The following is an 18,942-nucleotide window of genomic DNA, read 5'->3' on the forward strand; positions in this document are numbered from 1 at the left end:
TCTCCGGGGAAGGCATCCACGGGAATTCCCCGCGAGACCGGCGTCGGGCGGCGCGGAGGCTCGCGGACTGACGTACGGCGCCGACTATGGAACCGCGCGAACCCACGGCCGCTGGAGCCTCGTCGACGATGCCGGGTACCGCCCCTGGGCGCCGCCTACCCTGGACCCATGCCCACCCCGAACCTCACCGTCCCTCCGCTTCCCGACCTCCTCGACTCCGCCCACGTGGTCTCCCTCCCCATGCGCGTGACCTTTCGCGGCGTCACCGAGCGCGAGACCGTCGTCTTCCGTGGCCCCGACGGGTGGGGGGAGTTCGGCCCGTTCCCCGAGTACGGGGACGCCGAGGCCGCCGCGTGGCTGCGCGCTGGCATCGAGGCCGCGTGGCAGGGCTTCCCGGAGCCCGTCCGCGACCGGGTGCCCGTCAACGCCACCGTCCCCGCGGTCCCCGCAGAGCGCGTCGCGGACGTCCTCGGCGGCTACTCCGGGAGGGTTCACGCCGTGAAGATCAAGGTGGCCGAGCGCGGCCAGGGGGTCGCGGACGACGTCGCCCGCGTCGCCGCCGTCCGCCACCTCCTCCCGGACGCCGAGCTGCGGGTGGACGCCAACGCGGGCTGGGACGACGACGCCGCCGTGACCGCCCTGGGTGCGCTCAGCGAGTTCCAGCTCGCCTATGCCGAGCAGCCCGTGGCGAGCGTCGAGGGTCTGGCGAGCGTGCGGCGTCGGCTGCGGGACAACGGCGTGGGAACCCTGATCGCCGCAGACGAGTCCGTGCGCAAGGCCGAGGACCCGCTGGCCGTTGCCCGGGCCGGAGCGGCGGACCTGATCGTCGTGAAGGTGGCCCCGCTCGGGGGAGTGCGCCGCGCCCTGGACATCGTGGCGCAGGCCGGGCTGCCCGCCGTCGTGAGCTCGGCCATCGACTCCTCCGTGGGCATCCGCGCGGGCGTCGCCCTGGCCGCCGCCCTGCCCGAGCTGCCGTACGCGTGCGGGCTCGGCACCCTCTCGCTCATGGAGGCGGACGTGACCGCCGGACCCCTGCGCCCCGTGGACGGATTCCTGCCCGTGCGGGACGTCGCCGTGGACGAGGCCCTGCTCGCTGAGCACGCCGTCACCGGCGAGCGGCGGGACTGGTGGCTGGACCGGATGCGCCGCACCCACGCGCTGCTTGCCGCGCAGTAGACCAGGGGACGACGACGCCGCTCGCGGCCTGCCGCGGGACCGTCGTCGCCGCGGTGCACGACGCCGGGTGGCTGCCCACCGGGTTAACCTCCAGTTCGCCCAACGGTCGCACGGCGATCACACCGGGGTGGTGAGGTGGCACACGGAAACACTCGCTGACATGCACGGACCCATGTCTCACCCAGGGAGCCACTCCATGACCCAAGCACCAGAACGCCGCCGTCTCCTGCCCATGCTGGGCCACGTGAACGGCAAGCGCAGCCCGCTCACGTGCGAGCTCAAGTGCGGCAGCCAGTGCATGACCCCGGACGCCAACACCTCGTCCAACGAGTACGTGCACGACGTCATCTCCGCCGCGATGAGCCGCCGCGCCGCGCTCGGGCTCGGTGCCGCCGGGGCCGTGACGGTGGGGCTGGTGGCCGCGACCGCCCAGCCCGCTCAGGCCACCTACGGCTACTGGGGTCAGGGCAGGGCGCGCCTGGACTTCACCCCCATCAAGCCGGTGAACATGACGGTGGACGACCTCACCGTCCCCAAGGGCTACGACTGGTCGCCGATCATCCGCTGGGGCGACCCCCTGTTCTACGACTCCCCGGAGTTCGACCCCGAGAACCAGAGCCCGGAGTCCCAGGCCAAGCAGTTCGGCTTCAACTCGGACTACCTGGACATCATCCCGGACCCCAACGGGCTCACGGGCGTGCTGGTGAACAACCACGAGTACACCAACGAGAACACCATGTTCCCCACGGGCTATGACAAGACCAACCTGGCGAACATGGTCAAGACCACCATCCAGGCGCACGGCATGTCGGTCGTGGAGATCACCCGCACCAAGGTGGGGGAGCCCTGGAGCTACGTGCGCGGCGGTGCCCGCAACCGGCGCATCACCCTGACCACCCCGTTCGTGCTGGACGGCCCCGCGGCTGGCTCGGACCTGCTCACAACCCAGGACGACCCCACGGGCAGGCGCGTGCTGGGCACCCAGAACAACTGCTCGGGCGGTGTGACCCCGTGGGGCACCGTGCTCTCCGGCGAGGAGAACGTCCACCAGTACTTCATCACCTCCGGCACCGCCGAGGAGAAGCGCTACGGCTTCCCCACCACCATGCCCTCGCGCCGCTGGCCCGAGGTGGAGAAGCGCTTCGACGCCCGCATCCCCGGGTACAAGAACGAGCCCAACCGCTTCGGCTGGGTGGTGGAGATCGACCCCCAGAACCCCAACTCCGCCCCGCTCAAGCACACCGCGATGGGCCGCTTCAAGCACGAGGGCGCCAACGTGCGCGTGGGCGACGACGGCACTGTGGTGGCGTACTCCGGTGACGACGAGAAGTTCGAGTACATCTACAAGTTCGTCTCCGCCAAGAAGTACAAGCAGGGGGACAAGAAGCACAACATGACCCTGCTGTCCGAGGGCGACCTCTACGTGGCCCGGCTCAAGGGCAACTCTCCCAAGAAGCAGATCACCGGGGACGGCACCCTGCCCCGGGACGGCGAGTTCGACGGTTCCGGCGAGTGGCTGCCGCTGGTCAAGGGCGGCAAGTCCATGATCAAGGGCATGTCCGTGGAGCAGGTGCTCGTCTACACGCGCCTGGCCGCGGACAAGGCCGGCGCCACCAAGATGGACCGCCCGGAGGACGTGGAGCCCAACCCCCACACCGGCAAGGTCTACGCGGCGCTCACGAACAACTCGGACCGCGGCACGGCGGGCAAGGCCGGCGTGGACGAGGCCAACCCGAAGACCGGCAACCGGGACGGCTACGTCCTGGAGCTCACCGAGCGCCACAACCTCCCGCAGGCAACCCGCTTCGACTGGAACCTGCTGCTGGTGTGCGGTGACCCCACCAAGGACTCCGGCACGTACTTCGGCGGCTTCCCCAAGGAGAACGTCTCCCCGATCTCCTGCCCGGACAACGTGGCCTTCGACAACTCCGGCAACCTGTGGATCTCCACGGATGGTGCGCCGTCCAAGATCGGCTACAACGACGGGCTGTTCAAGGTCACCCTCGACGGCGCGGAGCGCGGCCGCGTGCAGCAGTTCCTCTCAGTCCCGCAGGACGCCGAGACGTGCGGCCCGGTGGTCCACGACACCGAGGGCATGGTCTACATCTCCGTGCAGCACCCGGGTGAGGACGGCTCCTTCGAGCAGCCCCGTTCCTACTTCCCGGACTACGCGCTACCCACGCGCCTGGAGCCGGGCGAGTTCTCCATGCCGCGTCCGTCCGTGATCCAGGTGTTCCGCAAGAACCGGGACAACAAGCCCCAGTTCCCGGGCAGCGTGAGCGACCAGCCGGGCAAGGGCGAGAACCGGGACAAGCGTCGCAAGAACGGCCAGACCGGGCCCAAGTACCGCGGTTACGAGGACAAGTCCACGCGCGAGCTGCAGCAGCGCGCGCGGCAGGCCCCCAAGAGCTACGAGGGCTGAGTCGGCGCCCCTCGGGGCGCCGGCACCACGGGCGGGCGGGATCGCGCAGGCGGCCCCGCCCGCTTGGTCGTGCGTGCCTCCAGCACCACCGGACGACGACGCCGCTCGCGCACCGGCCGCGCGCACCGCACCGCCCGGGGGGGGCGTCGTCGTCCCCGGGGAAAAGCGCTGTGACGTGGGAGGACACCGAGTATGTGACGTGTTTGTGACGGAAAGTATGGGTGCGGGTGGGCCGGTCGGTACGTTGGAGCGACTCGCCTCCCTCTCACCCAAGGAGCACCCATGACCACCTCCGCAGACACCGGGACAGCGCCCCCCAAGAGTGCATCCGGGCGCGTGCGCGGACCCCGCAAGGGCACCGATCTGGGCCAGTGGAAGGTCAGCGGCCGCACGCCCCTGAACCACAACGAGGAGTTCAAGGCTGAGGAGAACTCGCTCGACGTCAAGCAGCGGATCCTCGACACGTACTCGAAGACGGGTTACGCCTCGATCCCCACGGACGACGTCCACGGCCGCTTCCGCTGGCTGGGCCTGTACACGCAGCGCAAGCAGGGCGTGGCCGGCGCGAACACCTCCAAGCTGGACGCCGAGTCCCTCTCGGACGAGTACTTCATGCAGCGCATCCGCCTGGACGGCGGGCAGCTGAGCACGGAGCAGGCCCGCGTGGTGGGAGGCATCTCCCGGGACTTCGCCCGCGGCACGGCGGACGTCTCGGACCGGCAGAACATCCAGCTGCACTGGCTGCGCATCGAGGACGTCCCGGAGATGTGGGAGCGCCTGGACTCCGTGGGCCTGACCACCACCGAGGCCTGCGGCGACACGCCCCGCGTGTTCCTGGGCAGCCCGGTGGCCGGCGTGGAGAAGAACGCGATCATCGACCCCAGCGAGGACCTCGCCGCCCTGCGCGAGGAGTTCGTGGGCAACCCCGAGTACGTGAACCTGCCCCGCAAGTTCAAGACCGCGATCACCGGCAGCCCCACGCTGGACGTGGTGCACGAGATCAACGACGTCAGCTTCGTGGGTGTGAACCACCCCGAGCTCGGCCCCGGCTACGACCTGTGGGTGGGTGGCGCACTGTCCGTGTCCCCGCGGCTCGGCGAGCGCCTGGGCGCGTTCGTCTCCCGAGAGAACGTGGTGCCCGTGTGGGCCGGGGTGTGCGGGATCTTCCGCGACTACGGCTACCGCAAGCAGCGCACCAAGGCCCGCCTGAAGTTCCTGCTGGCCGAGTGGGGCCCGGAGAAGTTCCGGCAGGTGCTGCAGGACGAGTACCTGGGCTTCGAGCTGCCGGACGGCCCCGCGCCCGAGCGCGCGGTGGGCCACTCGGACCACGTGGGCGTGCACGAGCAGGTGGACGGCAAGCGGTACGTGGGCTTCGCGCTCACCGCCGGGCGGCTCTCCGGGGACGCCCTGGTGGCGCTCGCCGACGCCGCCGAGGCCGCGGGGTCGCAGCGCATCCGCCTGACTCCGCACCAGAAGGTGCTGGTCCTGGACGTGCCCGAGGAGAACGTGGACGCCCTCGTGGCGGCCATGAAGCCCTGGGGCATGGACGCCAAGCCCAGTCCGTTCCGCCGCTCGACCATCGCGTGCACCGGCATCGAGTTCTGCAAGCTCGCGTTCGTGGAGACCAAGGGCCTCGCCGCCCGGGTGATCGACGACATGGAGCAGCGGCTCGCGGACGTGGAGATCCCCACGCCCATCTCCCTGCACATCAACGGCTGCCCCAACTCGTGCGCCCGCATCCAGACCGCGGACATCGGGCTCAAGGGCCAGTACATCGGCGAGGAGTACGTCTTCCAGGTGCACCTGGGCGGCGGCCTCGCCTCACCGGACCGCGATGAGGGCGGCCTGGGCCGCACCGTGCGCGGACTGAAAATCACCGCGGACAACCTCTCGGACTACGTGGAGCGCGTGACCCGCACCTTCCTGCGGGAGCGCCGCCCCGAGCAGAGCTTCGCCGAGTGGGCCCTGTCCGCTGAGGAGGACTCCCTGAAATGACAACCACAGACACGACGACGTCCCCCGGGCGCACCCGTTCCACCGAGGAGCTGAAGGCGCTCGTAGAGGAGGCGCAGCAACGCTTCGGCGAGCGCGACGCGGACCCGGACGAGGTGCTCGCGTGGGCCGCCGAGACCTTTGGGAAGAAGCTCGCGGTGGCCTGCTCGATGGCCTCGGACACCGTGGTCCCCGCCCTGGTCAGCACCCACCTCAAGGGCGTGGACGTGCTGTTCCTGGAGACCGGCTACCACTTCCCCGAGACCCTGCAGACCCGGGACGACTTCGCGCGGGACTGGCCCGTGAACGTGCGGACCCTGCTGCCGGAGATCACCGTGGCCGAGCAGGACGCGCAGTACGGCGCCAAGCTGCACGACCGCGATCCGGGTCTGTGCTGCGGGATCCGCAAGGTCGCCCCGCTGGACAAGGCCCTGGGGGGCTACGAGGCGTGGGTGACCGGGCTGCGCCGCGAGGAGACGCCGCACCGTGCCAACGCCGCGCCCGTGGAGTGGGACGAGCACCACCAGATGGTCAAGATCAACGCCATCGTGGACTGGAGCTTCGACCACGTGGTCCAGTACGCCGAGGAGAACCTGGTGGTGGTCAACCCGCTGCTGAGCCAGGGCTACCCGTCCATCGGGTGCGCCCCGTGCACGCGCAAGGTCGCCCCCGGGGAGGACCCCCGCGCCGGACGCTGGTCCGGTGTGGGCAAGACAGAATGCGGGATCCACCTGTGAGCACCACGAGCCCCCTGACCCGGAGCACACCCTCCGCCGTGACACTGAGCCAGCTGCAGCGCCTGGAGGCCGAGTCCATCCACATCTTCCGCGAGACTGCGTCCGAGGGCGAGCGCCCCGTGCTGCTGTTCTCCGGTGGCAAGGACTCGGTGGTCATGCTGCACCTGGCCGCCAAGGCCTTCTGGCCGGCGCCCATCCCGTTCCCCGTGCTGCACGTGGACACCGGGCACAACTTCCCTGAGGTCCTTGACTTCCGGGACCGGACGGTGGAGCGGCTGCACATCCGCCTGAAGGTCGCGAGCGTTCAGGACTACATCGACGACGGCCGGCTGGCCGAGCGCCCGGACGGTACCCGCAACCAGCTGCAGACCGTGCCCCTGCTGGACGCGATCACCGAGGGACGCCACGACGTCGTCTACGGCGGCGCCCGGCGCGACGAGGAGAAGGCCCGCGCCAAGGAGCGGATCATCAGTCTGCGGGACGAGTTCGGCCAGTGGGACCCGCGCAACCAGCGCCCGGAGCTGTGGAGCCTGTACAACACGCGGCACCGCCCGGGGGAGCACGTGCGGGTGTTCCCGTTGTCGAACTGGACCGAGCTGGACATCTGGTCCTACATCACGGAGAAGGGCATCGACCTGCCCTCCCTCTACTACGCGCACGAGCGGGACGTGCTCAGCCGTGACGGCATGTGGCTGGCCGTGGGGGAGCACGTGGGCCCCCGCGAGGGCGAGAGCGTGGAGACCCGTACTGTGCGCTACCGCACCGTGGGGGACATGAGCTGCACGGGCGCCGTCGAGTCCCCGGCTGCCACCGCGCAGGACGTGCTGGCCGAGGTCATGACCAGCACGCTCACCGAAAGAGGCGCCACCCGTGCGGACGACCGCGTGTCCGAGGCCGCCATGGAGGACCGCAAGCGAGAGGGCTACTTCTAGAGATGAGCACCGAGAACACGGCAAGCCTGCTGCGGATCGCCACGGCCGGGAGCGTGGACGACGGCAAGTCCACCCTGGTGGGGCGGCTGCTGCACGACACCAAGAACATCCTGGTGGACCAGCTCGAGGCCATCGAGCGCGTGAGCCAGTCCCGGGGCCTGGACTCCGCGGACCTCGCGCTGCTGACGGACGGGCTGCGGGCCGAGCGCGAGCAGGGCATCACGATCGACGTGGCCTACCGCTACTTCGCCACCCCCGCCCGCAGCTTCATCCTGGCCGACTGCCCCGGCCACGTGCAGTACACCCGCAACACGGTCACCGGTGCCTCCACCGCGGACGCGCTGATCGTGCTCGTGGACGTGGTGCACGGGATCGTGGAGCAGACCCGGCGTCACCTCGCGGTCGCCGCGCTGCTGGGCGTGCCGCACCTGATCGTGGCGGTCAACAAGATCGACCTGGTCGACGACGCCCACGGTGCCTTCGAGGCGCTGGACCGGGACCTGCACGCGCTCGCGGACGAGCTCGGTGTGCTTGACCTGCAGACCATTCCCGTCTCCGCACTTCGCGGGGACAACGTGGTGGAGCCCTCGGAGAGCACCCCCTGGTACACGGGCCCGTCCCTGCTGGGCTGGCTCGAGAACCTCCCGGACTCCTCCGAGCTCACCCAGGCGGAGCACTTCGCGCTGCCCGTGCAGACGGTCATCCGCCCGCAGTCCGCGGCGGTCTCGCCCGAGTTCACCGACTACCGCGGCTACGCCGGGCAGGTCGCCTCCGGGTCCGTTGCAGTCGGTGACGAGGTCACGGTGCAGCCCGCCGGGCGCAGGACCACGGTCACCCGGCTCGACGTCGCCGGGGAACCGGCCGAGCGCGCCGTCGCCGGGGAGTCCGTCACCCTGAGCCTCGCAGACCAGATCGACATCACCCGCGGTGACCTGATCGCGGAACCCGCCGGCGCGCCGTCGGGCTCCAAGACCGTGGAGGCCGTGGTGTGCTGGCTCGATGACGAGAAGCCCCTCCGGGAGGGCCAGCGCGTGCTGCTCAAGCACACCACGCGCGTGGTCCGCGGGATCGTGGGCTCGCTGGACGGCCGGCTGAACCTGGAGAGTCTCGCCGCGGAGTCCGTGGACGAGTTCGAGCTCAACGACATCGGCCGCGTGAGCATCCGTGTGGCGGAGCCGCTGTTCACCGCCGCCTACACGCAGTCGCACGCCCTGGGGTCGTTCCTGCTGATCGACCCGCAGTCGGGGCGCACCCAGGCCGCGGGCATGGTCCAGGACGACAGTGTGGCCACCCCGGGGGTGCTCGGCAACCTGCGTGCAGACGCCGGGGAGTGGGCCATCTGAGGGGAAACCCCGCGGGGCAGGCCGCAGCCGCACGGGCCACCGCCTGCCCGTGCGCGTGGGTGTCGGCGGAACTCGGTACCCTCTCAGGGTGATCACCCCCAGTCTCGTCACGGCCACCACCGTCCTGCGCGCCCTCGTGCTGCGCGGGATGGCGCACCTGGTGGTCGCACCGGGTTCGCGCTCGGCGCCGCTCGCGTACGCCGCGGCGGCCGCCCACGCGAGCGGGGCGCTCAGCGTCCACGTGCGGATCGACGAACGGGACGCCGGGTTCACCGCCCTCGGGATCGCGCGCTCCACGGGGTTGCCGTGCGCCGTCGTCACCACGAGCGGAACCGCCGTGGGGGAGCTGCTGCCCGCCGTCATGGAGGCCTCCCACGCCGGGGTGCCCGTGGTTGTGCTCAGCGCGGACCGGCCCCCGGAGCTGCGCGGTACCGGCGCCAACCAGACCACCCGGCAGCCGGGGATCTTCGAGAACTTCGCGCGCGCGGCGGTGGACCTGCTGCCCGTGCGGGATCCCGGCCTGGGCGAGGCCGAGCAGCGTGCTGACGCGGAGTCCTTTCTCACCCCTGTGCTCGACGCCCTGCACGGCAGCGACGCGACGCCGCCCGGCCCGGTCCACGTCAACGTCGCGCTGCGCGACCCCCTGCACCCGGTCTCCGACGACGACCACCGCCACCTGCACACCTGGGCCCGCGCGCTTGCCGAGGAGGTGGAGCGCGCGCGCGCAGAAGAACCGCCCGCGCGGATCGCCCACTCGTGGTCCGTGCTCGACGAGCCCTTCCTCACCCCGGACGCCGCCCCGGCCCCGGACCGGACGCCGACACCACACCTCGCGTGGCAGGATGCGGCCGGTGCCCCGCACGGCACACCGCTGTCCCGGTACACGATGACCCCGGGTGGCCCCTCGGCTCCCGACGACGCGACGCGGTCCGAGGGCACTCTCCCGGTCCCCGCGAGCACAGTGCGTGCCCGCCCGGGATCGTCCCACCCCGTGGTCCTCGCGGGCGACGGCGCCGGGGCCGCCACCGCGCGCTTCGCCCAGGCCCACGGACTTCCCCTGCTCGCGGAACCGTCCTCCAACGCCCGCACCGGTGACGCAGCGATCGCCTCCTACGAGAGCCTGCTGGCCTCCTCGCTGGGCGCCCGGGTGGACTCCGTGGTCCTGGTGGGCAGACCCACGCTCAGCCGCACGGTCTCGGCCCTGCTGCGCCGCCCGGACGTCAGCGTGGTCGCGGTGCGCCCGGAGCCGGTGCCCTGGTTCGACCGTGGCCGCCGCCCCGAGCAGGAGGTGGCCGGCTTCGCGGAGGCCGCGGGCGTCGTCGGGCCCGCTGAGGACGGCTGGCTGGAGACCTGGCAGGCGGCCGGTGCGGTGGCCGACGCGGCGGTGCTGCGCCACGCGGACTCGCGCCCCGGGCTCACCCGGCTGCACGTGGCCCGCGCGGTGTGGGACGCGAGCTGCGAGGACGGCTCGGTGCTCGTGGTGGGCTCCTCGACCGTCGTGCGGGACCTCGACCTCGTGGCCCGCGCGCAGGCTCCGCTGCCCGTGGTGGCGAACCGCGGCGTCGCCGGGATCGACGGCACGCTGGCCACCGCTCACGGCGTGGCTCTCGGAACGGGGCGCCCCGTGCGCGCGGTGATGGGGGACCTCACGTTCCTGCACGACTCCGGCGGGCTGCTGCTTGGAACCGGGGAGCGCGTGCCGGACCTGCACGTGGTGGTGGTCAACGACGCCGGGGGCGGCATCTTCCAGACCCTCGAGCACGGGGCCGTGGGGCAGGATCAGCGCTACGCGGCCACCGTGGAGCGGTTCTTCGGCACGTCGCACAGCGTCTCGATCGCGGAGCTGTGCGCGGCGCACGGCGTGGAGTACGTGCGGGCGGACAGCGCAATCGAGCTGACCGCGGCCCTGGCCGCCCCCGTGGTGGGACGCCGCGTGGTGGAGGTCCCGCTCGAGCGCGAGACGCTGCGCGAGTTCAACCTGGCTGCCCACGAGGTGGGTGCCCGCGCGGTGGAGGAGTTCCTGGCCGGGCGGTGACACGCCGGCCCCTGCGGAGCGTACCGCGGCTCGCTAGCATGACGGCATGACTGATCAGAGCGCACAGACAGCAACCGCCCGCACGGCTCTCGTCACGGGGGCCACCCGGGGGATCGGGCGTGCCGTGGCGCAGGACCTCGCGCGGGACCACGTGGTGTTCGTGGGCGGGCGCTCGGCGCAGGGCATCCAGCGCGTGCGGGACGAGCTCGCCGGAGTGGGACCCGGGACGCGAGCCTTCGTCGCGGACGTGACCGACGACGAGCAGGTCGAGGCCGCCTGGGCGCCCCTGCGCGAGGAGTTCCCCGGTCTGGACGTGCTCGTCCACTCGGCGGGCATCGCCCCGCAGTCCCTCGTGGCGGACGCCCCGCGCGAGATGTGGGAGCAGATCTTCGACGTGAACGTGATCTCCGTGGCGCAGCTGACCCGCCTGGTGCTCCCGCAGCTGCGCGAGGCCCGGGGCGACGTGGTCGCCATCAACTCCGGCTCGGGGTTCGTGTCCCGCGCGTCGTCCGCGCTGTACTCCGGCACGAAGTTCGCGCTGCGGGCCTTCACGGACGCCCTGCGCGAGGAGGAGCGGGTCCAAGGGGTGCGCGTCACCTCGGTCCACCCGGGGCGCGTGGCCACGGACATGCAGGCCGAGCTGCACGAGTACATGGGCGAGGAGTACCACCCGGAGGACTGGATCCGTCCGGAGCAGATCGCCGCCGCGGTGCGCCTGGCCGTGGACGCCACCCGGGACGCGGAGGTGGAGGTCATCACGGTGCGCCCCTCGGGGATGAAGACCCGCTGACGCCGAGCCCCTGGCGGGCCGCCCAGCCGGGTCGCCAACCGCTGAGGCACGACATGACCGCTGGACCTCAGGTCAAGCGGTCATTTCGTGCCTGAGATGTCATGCGGGGGTGGTTGGCGCTTCCGAAGTGTCCGGTGCCTCCGGGGCGGCCCCCGTGGTGGGGTTCAGCACGCGTGAGAGGAACGTGCGCGTGCGCTGGTGCTGCGGCGAGCCGATGACCTCGCGGGCGGGGCCCTGCTCCACCACCACGCCGCCGTCCATGAAGACCACGCGGTCGGCGACGTCGCGAGCGAAGGACATCTCGTGGGTCACCACGAGCATCGTCATACCGTCCGCCGCGAGCCCGCGCATGATGGACAGCACATCGCCCACGGTCTCCGGGTCCAGCGCGGAAGTGGGCTCGTCGAAGAGCATCAGGTCCGGGTCCACGGACAGCGCCCGGGCGATCGCCACGCGCTGCTGCTGGCCGCCCGAGAGCTGCGCAGGGCGCTGGTCGGCCTTCTCGCTCAGGCCCACGCGCCGCAGGTTGGCAAGCGCCACCCGCCTGGCCTCGGCGGCCGGGCGCTTGAGCACCTTGACCTGGGCCATCGTGCAGTTCTCGAGCACGCTCAGGTGCGGGAACAGGTTGAACTGCTGGAAGACCATGCCCACGCGGCGGCGCATGGCATCCACGTCCAGGTCCGGGTCCGTGACGGTGAATCCGTCCACGCTGATGCTCCCGGCCTGCGGGGTCTCCAGCAGGTTCAGGCAGCGCAGCAGGGTGGACTTGCCGGAGCCGGAGGGGCCGATGAGGCACACGACCTCCCCGGCGACCACGTCCAGGTCGATGCCCCGCAGCACCTCGAGCTCGCCGTAGGACTTGTGGAGGCCGCGCACGCGCACGGCGGTCTCCGGGCCGGTGCCCGACGTGGACGCGGCCTCGGACGTGGCCACGGGCCCGGGCGGGACCGTCGGCTCGGGGCCGCCACCCGGCGTCGTCCCGTTCTCGGAGACGGAACGGGCGGGACCGGAGTCCCGGGGCTCGCCGGGGCCGGGGACGGGGGCGGGGGATGCTGCGGACGTGGACACGGGCGCTCCTAGGACTTCTTGACCCGGACGGTCTTGTTCTCGAAGTGGCGGGACAGCAGCCCCAGCGGCACGGTGATGATCAGGTAGCACACACCCGCGACCATGAGCGGGGTGAGCCCGGCTCCCGCGCTGGAGATGCCCTCGCGCCCGAACTTGGTGAGCTCGTACTGCTCCACTCCCATGCCCAGCAGGTAGACCAGGGAAGAGTCCTTGGTGAGCAGGATGACCTCGTTGGTCAGGGGCGGCAGCACGATCCGCAGCGCCTGCGGGATCACGATGGTGACCATGGCCCGGGTGTGGGACATGCCCAGCGAGCGGGCGGCCTCGTACTGCCCCGGGGGCACCGCCTGCAGCCCTGCGCGCAGGGACTCGGCGATGTACGCCGCCGCGACCACACCGAGCGCGATCATCACCGTCACGTAGTGGTTGAAGCGGAACCCGAAGGCCAGCGGGATGCCGTAGCCCAGCGCCAGGAACACGAGCAGGGCGGGCACACCGCGGAAGAACTCGATGTACAGGGTGGCGATCCACCGGTAGGGCGCCACGGAGGAGAGCTTCATGAGCGCGAGGACCACGCCCAGGGACAGGCCCAGCACGAAGCCGAGCACCGTGTAGATCAACGTGTTCTTCAGTGCCACCGTGATGATGCCGGGGAACTGGTCCATCGCCACGGCAGGGTTCAGGACCCGCTGTAAGAGGACGTCCCAGTCCGCCAGCACGACGAGTGCGATCAGCACGACGACGAGGACGGCGTACTGGATGCCCCGCGACAGCCTCGCGCGCTGCCGGGTGGTCATGGACATGGGTTTCTCCCTGTCTGTGGGCGGGCGATGGGGGAGGGGGGCCTACAGACCCATCCACTCCTTCTTCATCTTGTCCATGGTGCCGTCGCTCGTGATGCGGTCCAGCGTCTTGTTGACGGAGTCGAGTAGCTCGGTGTTGCCCTTCTTCACGGCCACGCCCAGGTTCTCGTTGGTGTCCACGGTCTGGACCACCTCGAGGTCCGGGTTGGACTCGGCGCGCTTGGACAGCGTGGAGATGTTGCCGGACACCGCCTGCACGCCGCCGGACTCCAGCGACTGGAACATCAGCTCCACGTCCTCGAACTGCTGCGTCTTCAGCTTCTTCTCCGTGGCGTAGTCCTCGCCGGAGGTGGCCTGCTGCACGCCCACCGTCTTGTCCCCCACGGAGTCGAACCCCTTGATCCCTGAGTCCTTGGTGGTCAGCAGGGCGATCTGGTCGTTGAAGTACGGCTTGGAGAAGTCCACGGACTTCTTGCGCGCGTCGGTGATGGTGATCCCGGAGATGGCGGCATCGCACTGGCCGGTGTCCAGCGCCGCGCCGGACTCGAGGGTCTCGAAGTTGGCCTGCACGAACTTCTTCTCCCTGCCGAGGTCCTTGGCGATCTCGTCCCCCAGGGACATGTCGAAGCCCACCACCTTGCCGTCCTGCTCGAACTCGAACGGCGGGTACGGGGAGTTGGCGCACACGGTGAACGTGCCGGAGTCGCCGCTCGCCTGGGCGTCGCCTCCCGAGGTGGATTCGCACCCGGTCAGCACCAGACCAGCGGCGGAGAGGACGGCGAGCGCGGGAACGAGTCGGCGCAGGGGTGACATGGGTTCTCCTCGGTCAAGGGGACGGCCCCTTCTGGAACCTGTGGTGATTTTACGCTGTGGAACGCCCCACCCCGCGGTGTCGTCGCGTTGATGACGTCCCTCTCCTACGGGACGAGCTGGGGCGGGGGCCTCGCGGGGCCGGTGCCCGGGGGCGACGGCGTCGGGCGCGGCATCGGCGTCGGCGGTGGCACAATGGCGCACGTGCGTCCGGCGGCAGTGCCGCGCACGAGGGGCGCCGGGAGGGTGCCCGCACCCGAGACGGCGGAGGACTGCGGCGCAGTGAAGGTTCTGATCAGCGGGGGTGGCCCCGCGGGCGCCACCGCGGCGTACTGGCTCGCGAGCCAGGGGATCCGGGTGACGGTGCTCGAGAAGACCGCCTACCCGCGGGAGAAGGTGTGCGGGGACGGGCTCACGCCGCGCGCGGTGAAGCAGATGCGGCTCATGGGGCTGCCCCACGGCGCCGAACAGGGCTACCGCTCCAACCGGGGGCTGCGGCTGGTCGCCGGCGGGCGCACCGTGGAGTTCCCGTGGCCGGAGCTCACGGACTTCCCGTCCTACGGGCTGGTGCGCACCCGCGCGGGCTTCGACGAGGACCTCGCACGCCACGCGGTCGCCGCCGGGGCGCAGATCATCGAGCACCGCTCGGTGCAAGACGTGCTGCGGGACGACACGGGGCGGATCGTGGGTCTGCGCGCCGCCGTGATGGACCCCGCGACCGGGCGGCGTACGGCGCAGACCGAGGACCACCGCGCGGACCTCGTGCTCGCCGCGGACGGCAACTCCACCCGCACGGCCGTGGCCGCCGGGCTGCACCGCCGCCAGGACCGCCCCATGGGAGTGGCCGTGCGCACCTACTACCGCTCGCCGCGCTGCGAGCTGGACTGGATGGAGGGCTGGCTCGAGCTCGCGGACGGCAACGATCCACAGGGTGCCCTGCTGCCCGGCTACGGCTGGGTCTTCGGCGTGGGGGACGGCACCGCGAACGTGGGCCTCGGGATCCTGGACACCTCACCCGCCTTCGGGAAACTGGACTACCGGGCCGTGCTGCGGGACTGGGCGGCGTCGATGCCCGCCGAGTGGACCTTCGACCCCGAGCACCAGGTGGGCAGGATCGGTTCCGCGGCACTGCCCATGGCGGCCAACCGCACGCCGCACTACCTGCCGGGCCTCATGCTGCTGGGCGACGCCGCAGGGCTCGTCTCTCCGTTCAACGGCGAGGGGATCTCCAACGCGATGGAGTCCGCGCTGTTCGCAGCCTCGTGCATCGTGGACGCCGCCGGGGCCAACGGGGCCCAGCAGCGCGAGAACGCGCTGGCCCGCTACCCCGAGCTCGTGCGGGCCGAGTGGGGGGCGCACTTCACGCAGGGCAGGGCGCTCGCGCAGCTCATTGGCCACCCCACGATCCTCTCGGCGGCGGTCCGCTCCGGCATGCACGTGCCGGCCCTGATGCGCTTCGCCGTGCAGGTGATGACCGAGCTGTCCGACCGCCCGGCCCGTAGTGTGACGGACCGCGCCATCGCGGTACTGGATGCACTCACCCCCGCGGGCTGAAATTGTCGATAGAGTGGTGGACCGTGACTGATCCCAGCAGCGTCGACGGCTCCCTGCGCTTGCCCGCAGGGTTCGAGCTCATCGCCCAGGACCCCCGCCTGGGTCCTCTCATGCTGCGTTCCCTGGAGCGCGTCGAGCAGCGCCTGGACGAGGCTGTGCAGGCCACCGACCGGCTCGCGGACGTCACCGCACGCCACCTGCTGGCCGCCGGCGGCAAACGGGTCCGCCCACTGCTCACCCTGCTCGCCGCCGAGGTGGCCGGTGAGATCACGGACGAGGTCATCGAGGCCGCCGTGGTCGTGGAGCTCACCCACCTCGCCTCCCTGTACCACGACGACGTCATGGACTCCGCCCCCCTGCGCCGCGGCGTCGAGACCGCGCACACCGTGTGGGGCAACACCGTGGCCATTCTCACCGGGGACATGATCTTCGCCCGCGCCTCCGCCATGGTCTCCGCCCTGGGCCAGGAGCCCCTCATGATCCAGGCCACCACGTTCGAGCGTCTGGTGATCGGCCAGCTGCAGGAGACCACCGGCCCGGCCGAGGACGAGGACCCCGTGGCCCACTACCTCCAGGTGCTCGCCGGCAAGACCGGCTCACTGATTGCCGCGAGCGGGCAGTACGGTGCCCTGCTGGGCGGCGCGCCGCGCGACGTCGTCGACCTCATGGTGGTCTACGGCGAGAAGGTGGGACTCGCGTTCCAGCTCGCGGACGACATCATCGACCTCACCGGGCCCCCGGACGTCTCCGGCAAGACCCGAGGCACAGACCTGCGCGAGGGCGTGGACACGCTGCCCGTTCTCCTGCTGCGGCGCCACGCCGCCGGAGCAGACCCGGAGGCCGCTGCCTCCGCCCAGGAAGTGCTCCGTCTGATCGACGGGGACCTCACGGACGACGACGCCCTGGCCACCGCCGTGGCGGCCGTCTCCTCCCACCCCGCGGCCGCCGAGGCCTGGCAGATCGCCAATCGGTGGGCCGATGAGGCCATTGCCGCGCTGGAGCCCCTCCAGGATTCCGTGGCCAAGGCCGCGCTGACCGAGTTCGCCCACGCGGTGGTCCACCGCCGGGGCTGAGCACTCAGTAAGCTTTACCCATTCATCCACAACTCGCGCGCCGGGCGTCCCAGGACCCCGGCGCCTATGGGATCTCGTCCCGTGTGAGGTTCAGCCATGTCCACTGACAAGAAGCGTGGTGGCGCCGTGAAGGAAGCATTCTCCGGGCGCACCATGTTCATCTTCGCCGCGATCGGCTCCGCCGTCGGTCTCGGCAACATCTGGCGCTTCCCGTACGTCGCGTTCGACAACGGCGGCGGCGCCTTCATCATCCCCTACCTGGTCGCGCTGCTGACCGCGGGCATCCCGCTGCTCATGCTCGACTACGCGATCGGCCACCGCTACCGCGGCTCCGCCCCGCTCTCCTTCCGCCGCCTGCACCCCAAGCTCGAGACCATCGGGTGGTGGCAGCTGATGATCTGCGTGGTCATCGCCATCTACTACGCGCTCATCATCGGGTGGGCCATGCAGTACACGGTGTTCTCGTTCAGCAAGGCGTGGGGCAGCGATCCCGCCGCGTTCTTCATGAACGACTACATGAAGGTCTCGGAGCAGGTCACGATCGGCTTCGACTTCATCTGGCCGGTGTTCATCGCCACGGCCATCGCATGGCTCGTGCTGCTCGTGGTGCTGATGCTGGGCGTGCAGAACGGCATCGGCAAGCTCAACGTGGTGCTGATCCCGCTGCTCGTGGTCATGTTCCTCATCATGGTGGGCATGGCCCTGACCCTGCCGGGTGCCTCCGCCGGTCTGGACGCCCTGTTCACGCCGTCCTGGTCCGCCCTGGGCGACTCCTCCGTGTGGGTGGCCGCGTACGGGCAGATCTTCTTCTCCCTGTCCGTGGGCTTCGGCATCATGGTCACCTACGCGTCCTACCTCAAGCCCCGCTCGGACCTCAGCGGGTCCGCCCTGGTGGTGGGCTTCGCCAACTCGTCCTTCGAGATCCTCGCGGGCATCGGCGTGTTCGCGGCCCTCGGCTTCATGGCCACCGCCTCCGGCACGCAGGTCTCGGAGGTCGCCACCTCCGGCATCGGCCTCGCGTTCATCGCGTTCCCCGCGATCATCTCGCAGGCACCGTTCGGCACGCTGATCGGTGTGCTGTTCTTCGGCGCGCTGGCGTTCGCGGGCTTCACGTCCCTGATCTCCATCGTGGAGGTCATCGTGGCCGGTGTGCGGGACAAGCTGGGCCTGTCCCGTCCCGCGGCCGTGTCCCTGGTGGTGCTGCCGCTCGCCGTGATCTCCCTGCTGTTCTTCCCCACCACCACGGGCCTGAACCTGCTGGACGTGGTGGACGCGTTCGTCAACAACTTTGGCATCGCCGCGGCCGCGCTGATCTCGGTGCTGCTGCTGACCTCCGGCTTCACTGCGCTGCCCACGCTGCGCGACCACATCAACTCGGTGTCCTCGTTCAAGCTCGGGCGCACCTGGATGATCATGGCCGGCGGTGTCACCCCGGTGATCCTCGGCTACATCCTGATCGACCAGCTGACCAAGACCGTGGCCGAGGGCTACAACGACATGCCCCAGTGGTTCGTGAACACCTTCGGGTGGGGCATGGCCGTGGGCATCGTCGTGATCGCGTACCTGCTCTCGCGCCTGCCCTGGAGCCGCCGTACGGGCGAGGGGTTCACGAGCCCCGCGCCCGCCATCCAGGACGCCTACCTGGACCGCAAGGCCATCGCCCGCCACGACCCCATGACCCACTACACGGGCACCGAGGGGCGCTCGGCCGCGCTGGACCAGGACTTCTCCCTGCGCGCCATCGACCGCGGCACTGTGGTGCAGCGCCCCGCGCCCTGGGACCACGAGCGCACCGCAAACGGCACGGGTGCCGGGCGCGTCCACTCCACCATCACCGCGGGCGCCCAGTCCCGCCACTCGGAAGGGGACCTCTCATGAGCGGTACCGCCATCGTCATGATGATCGTCGCCATCGTCCTGGTGTGGGGCGGCCTGCTCCTCGCCCTGGTCAACATCAAGCGCTCCCCGGAGGAGGTGGACGAGCTCGACGACCCCGCGGACGACACCTCGCAGGCCGCCGGCCCCTCTGTCACCGAGGGCGCCGTCGGGTCGGGTGTCGGTCACCACGACGCCACGATGCCGCCGCACGGCCAGGTCTCGGAGCCGCACACCGACCCCGCGGGGCCGGGTCCCCGGGGCTGACGACCCGGCAATCGCTCCAGCGCTCACTTTGACGCTGAGCACCACCAACGAGCGCAGAGCCCGCCC

At 70.9% G+C, this 18,942-nt stretch carries 15 protein-coding genes; 12 read left to right on the top strand and 3 right to left on the bottom strand.

The window, feature by feature from the left end; all coding sequences use genetic code 11:
* The first annotated feature begins 168 nt into the window (after positions 1-168).
* From B3G12_RS04585 to B3G12_RS04620, 8 genes are all read left to right on the top strand, one after another.
* Complete coding sequence (locus tag B3G12_RS04585) at positions 169-1,176, top strand: o-succinylbenzoate synthase (protein ID WP_290499355.1); 1,008 nt, start codon at positions 169-171, stop codon at positions 1,174-1,176.
* A 196-nt stretch (positions 1,177-1,372) separates the two neighbouring features.
* Positions 1,373-3,598, top strand: a complete 2,226-nt coding sequence (locus tag B3G12_RS04590) for a PhoX family protein (RefSeq protein ID WP_290499356.1) — start codon at positions 1,373-1,375, stop codon at positions 3,596-3,598.
* 282 nt (positions 3,599-3,880) lie between these two features.
* Positions 3,881-5,593, top strand: coding sequence for a nitrite/sulfite reductase (locus B3G12_RS04595; protein ID WP_290499357.1), 1,713 nt, complete (start codon positions 3,881-3,883; stop codon positions 5,591-5,593).
* Complete coding sequence (locus B3G12_RS04600; protein ID WP_144941673.1) at positions 5,590-6,327, top strand: phosphoadenylyl-sulfate reductase; 738 nt, start codon at positions 5,590-5,592, stop codon at positions 6,325-6,327. The genes B3G12_RS04595 and B3G12_RS04600 overlap by 4 nt, the downstream gene beginning before the upstream one ends.
* Entirely contained in the window at positions 6,309-7,259 is a 951-nt protein-coding gene (gene cysD / locus B3G12_RS04605) for a sulfate adenylyltransferase subunit CysD (protein WP_290499359.1), read from the top strand. Before B3G12_RS04600 ends, cysD begins: the two co-directional genes overlap by 19 nt.
* A gap of 2 nt (positions 7,260-7,261) precedes the next feature.
* Complete coding sequence (locus B3G12_RS04610; RefSeq protein WP_145009936.1) at positions 7,262-8,602, top strand: sulfate adenylyltransferase subunit 1; 1,341 nt, start codon at positions 7,262-7,264, stop codon at positions 8,600-8,602.
* Positions 8,603-8,690: 88 nt separating this feature from the next.
* Positions 8,691-10,637, top strand: a complete 1,947-nt coding sequence (menD, locus tag B3G12_RS04615) for a 2-succinyl-5-enolpyruvyl-6-hydroxy-3-cyclohexene-1-carboxylate synthase (RefSeq protein WP_290499362.1) — start codon at positions 8,691-8,693, stop codon at positions 10,635-10,637.
* Between the two features lie 46 nt (positions 10,638-10,683).
* Positions 10,684-11,427, top strand: a complete 744-nt coding sequence (locus B3G12_RS04620; RefSeq protein ID WP_144941681.1) for an SDR family oxidoreductase — start codon at positions 10,684-10,686, stop codon at positions 11,425-11,427.
* Between the two features lie 99 nt (positions 11,428-11,526).
* On the opposite strand, the gene B3G12_RS04625 is transcribed toward B3G12_RS04620, so the two are convergent.
* The 3 genes from B3G12_RS04625 to B3G12_RS04635 form a co-directional block, all read right to left on the bottom strand.
* Positions 11,527-12,360, bottom strand: coding sequence for an amino acid ABC transporter ATP-binding protein (locus B3G12_RS04625; protein WP_144942181.1), 834 nt, complete (start codon positions 12,358-12,360; stop codon positions 11,527-11,529).
* A gap of 143 nt (positions 12,361-12,503) precedes the next feature.
* Positions 12,504-13,298, bottom strand: a complete 795-nt coding sequence (locus tag B3G12_RS04630; RefSeq protein ID WP_144941683.1) for an amino acid ABC transporter permease — start codon at positions 13,296-13,298, stop codon at positions 12,504-12,506.
* Positions 13,299-13,340: 42 nt separating this feature from the next.
* On the bottom strand, positions 13,341-14,111 hold the full coding sequence (locus tag B3G12_RS04635) for an ABC transporter substrate-binding protein (protein WP_144941685.1): 771 nt from the start codon (positions 14,109-14,111) through the stop codon (positions 13,341-13,343).
* Between the two features lie 279 nt (positions 14,112-14,390).
* On the opposite strand from B3G12_RS04635, the gene B3G12_RS04640 reads away from it, so the two are divergent.
* The 4 genes from B3G12_RS04640 to B3G12_RS04655 all read left to right on the top strand — a co-directional run bounded on the left by B3G12_RS04640 (position 14,391) and on the right by B3G12_RS04655 (position 18,876).
* On the top strand, positions 14,391-15,662 hold the full coding sequence (locus tag B3G12_RS04640) for a geranylgeranyl reductase family protein (protein WP_290499364.1): 1,272 nt from the start codon (positions 14,391-14,393) through the stop codon (positions 15,660-15,662).
* Positions 15,663-15,685: 23 nt separating this feature from the next.
* A complete protein-coding gene (locus B3G12_RS04645) occupies positions 15,686-16,735 on the top strand; it encodes a polyprenyl synthetase family protein (RefSeq protein ID WP_290499365.1) in 1,050 nt (349 codons plus the stop codon).
* 96 nt (positions 16,736-16,831) lie between these two features.
* Positions 16,832-18,613, top strand: coding sequence for a sodium-dependent transporter (locus B3G12_RS04650; protein ID WP_290499367.1), 1,782 nt, complete (start codon positions 16,832-16,834; stop codon positions 18,611-18,613).
* Positions 18,610-18,876 (top strand): methionine/alanine import family NSS transporter small subunit, encoded by a 267-nt coding sequence (locus tag B3G12_RS04655; RefSeq protein ID WP_290499368.1) that lies wholly within the window; start codon positions 18,610-18,612, stop codon positions 18,874-18,876. The genes B3G12_RS04650 and B3G12_RS04655 overlap by 4 nt, the downstream gene beginning before the upstream one ends.
* Positions 18,877-18,942 lie beyond the last annotated feature (66 nt).

The organism is Kocuria sp. UBA5001 (assembly GCF_002398425.1).
Lineage (GTDB): Bacteria > Actinomycetota > Actinomycetes > Actinomycetales > Micrococcaceae > Kocuria > Kocuria salsicia.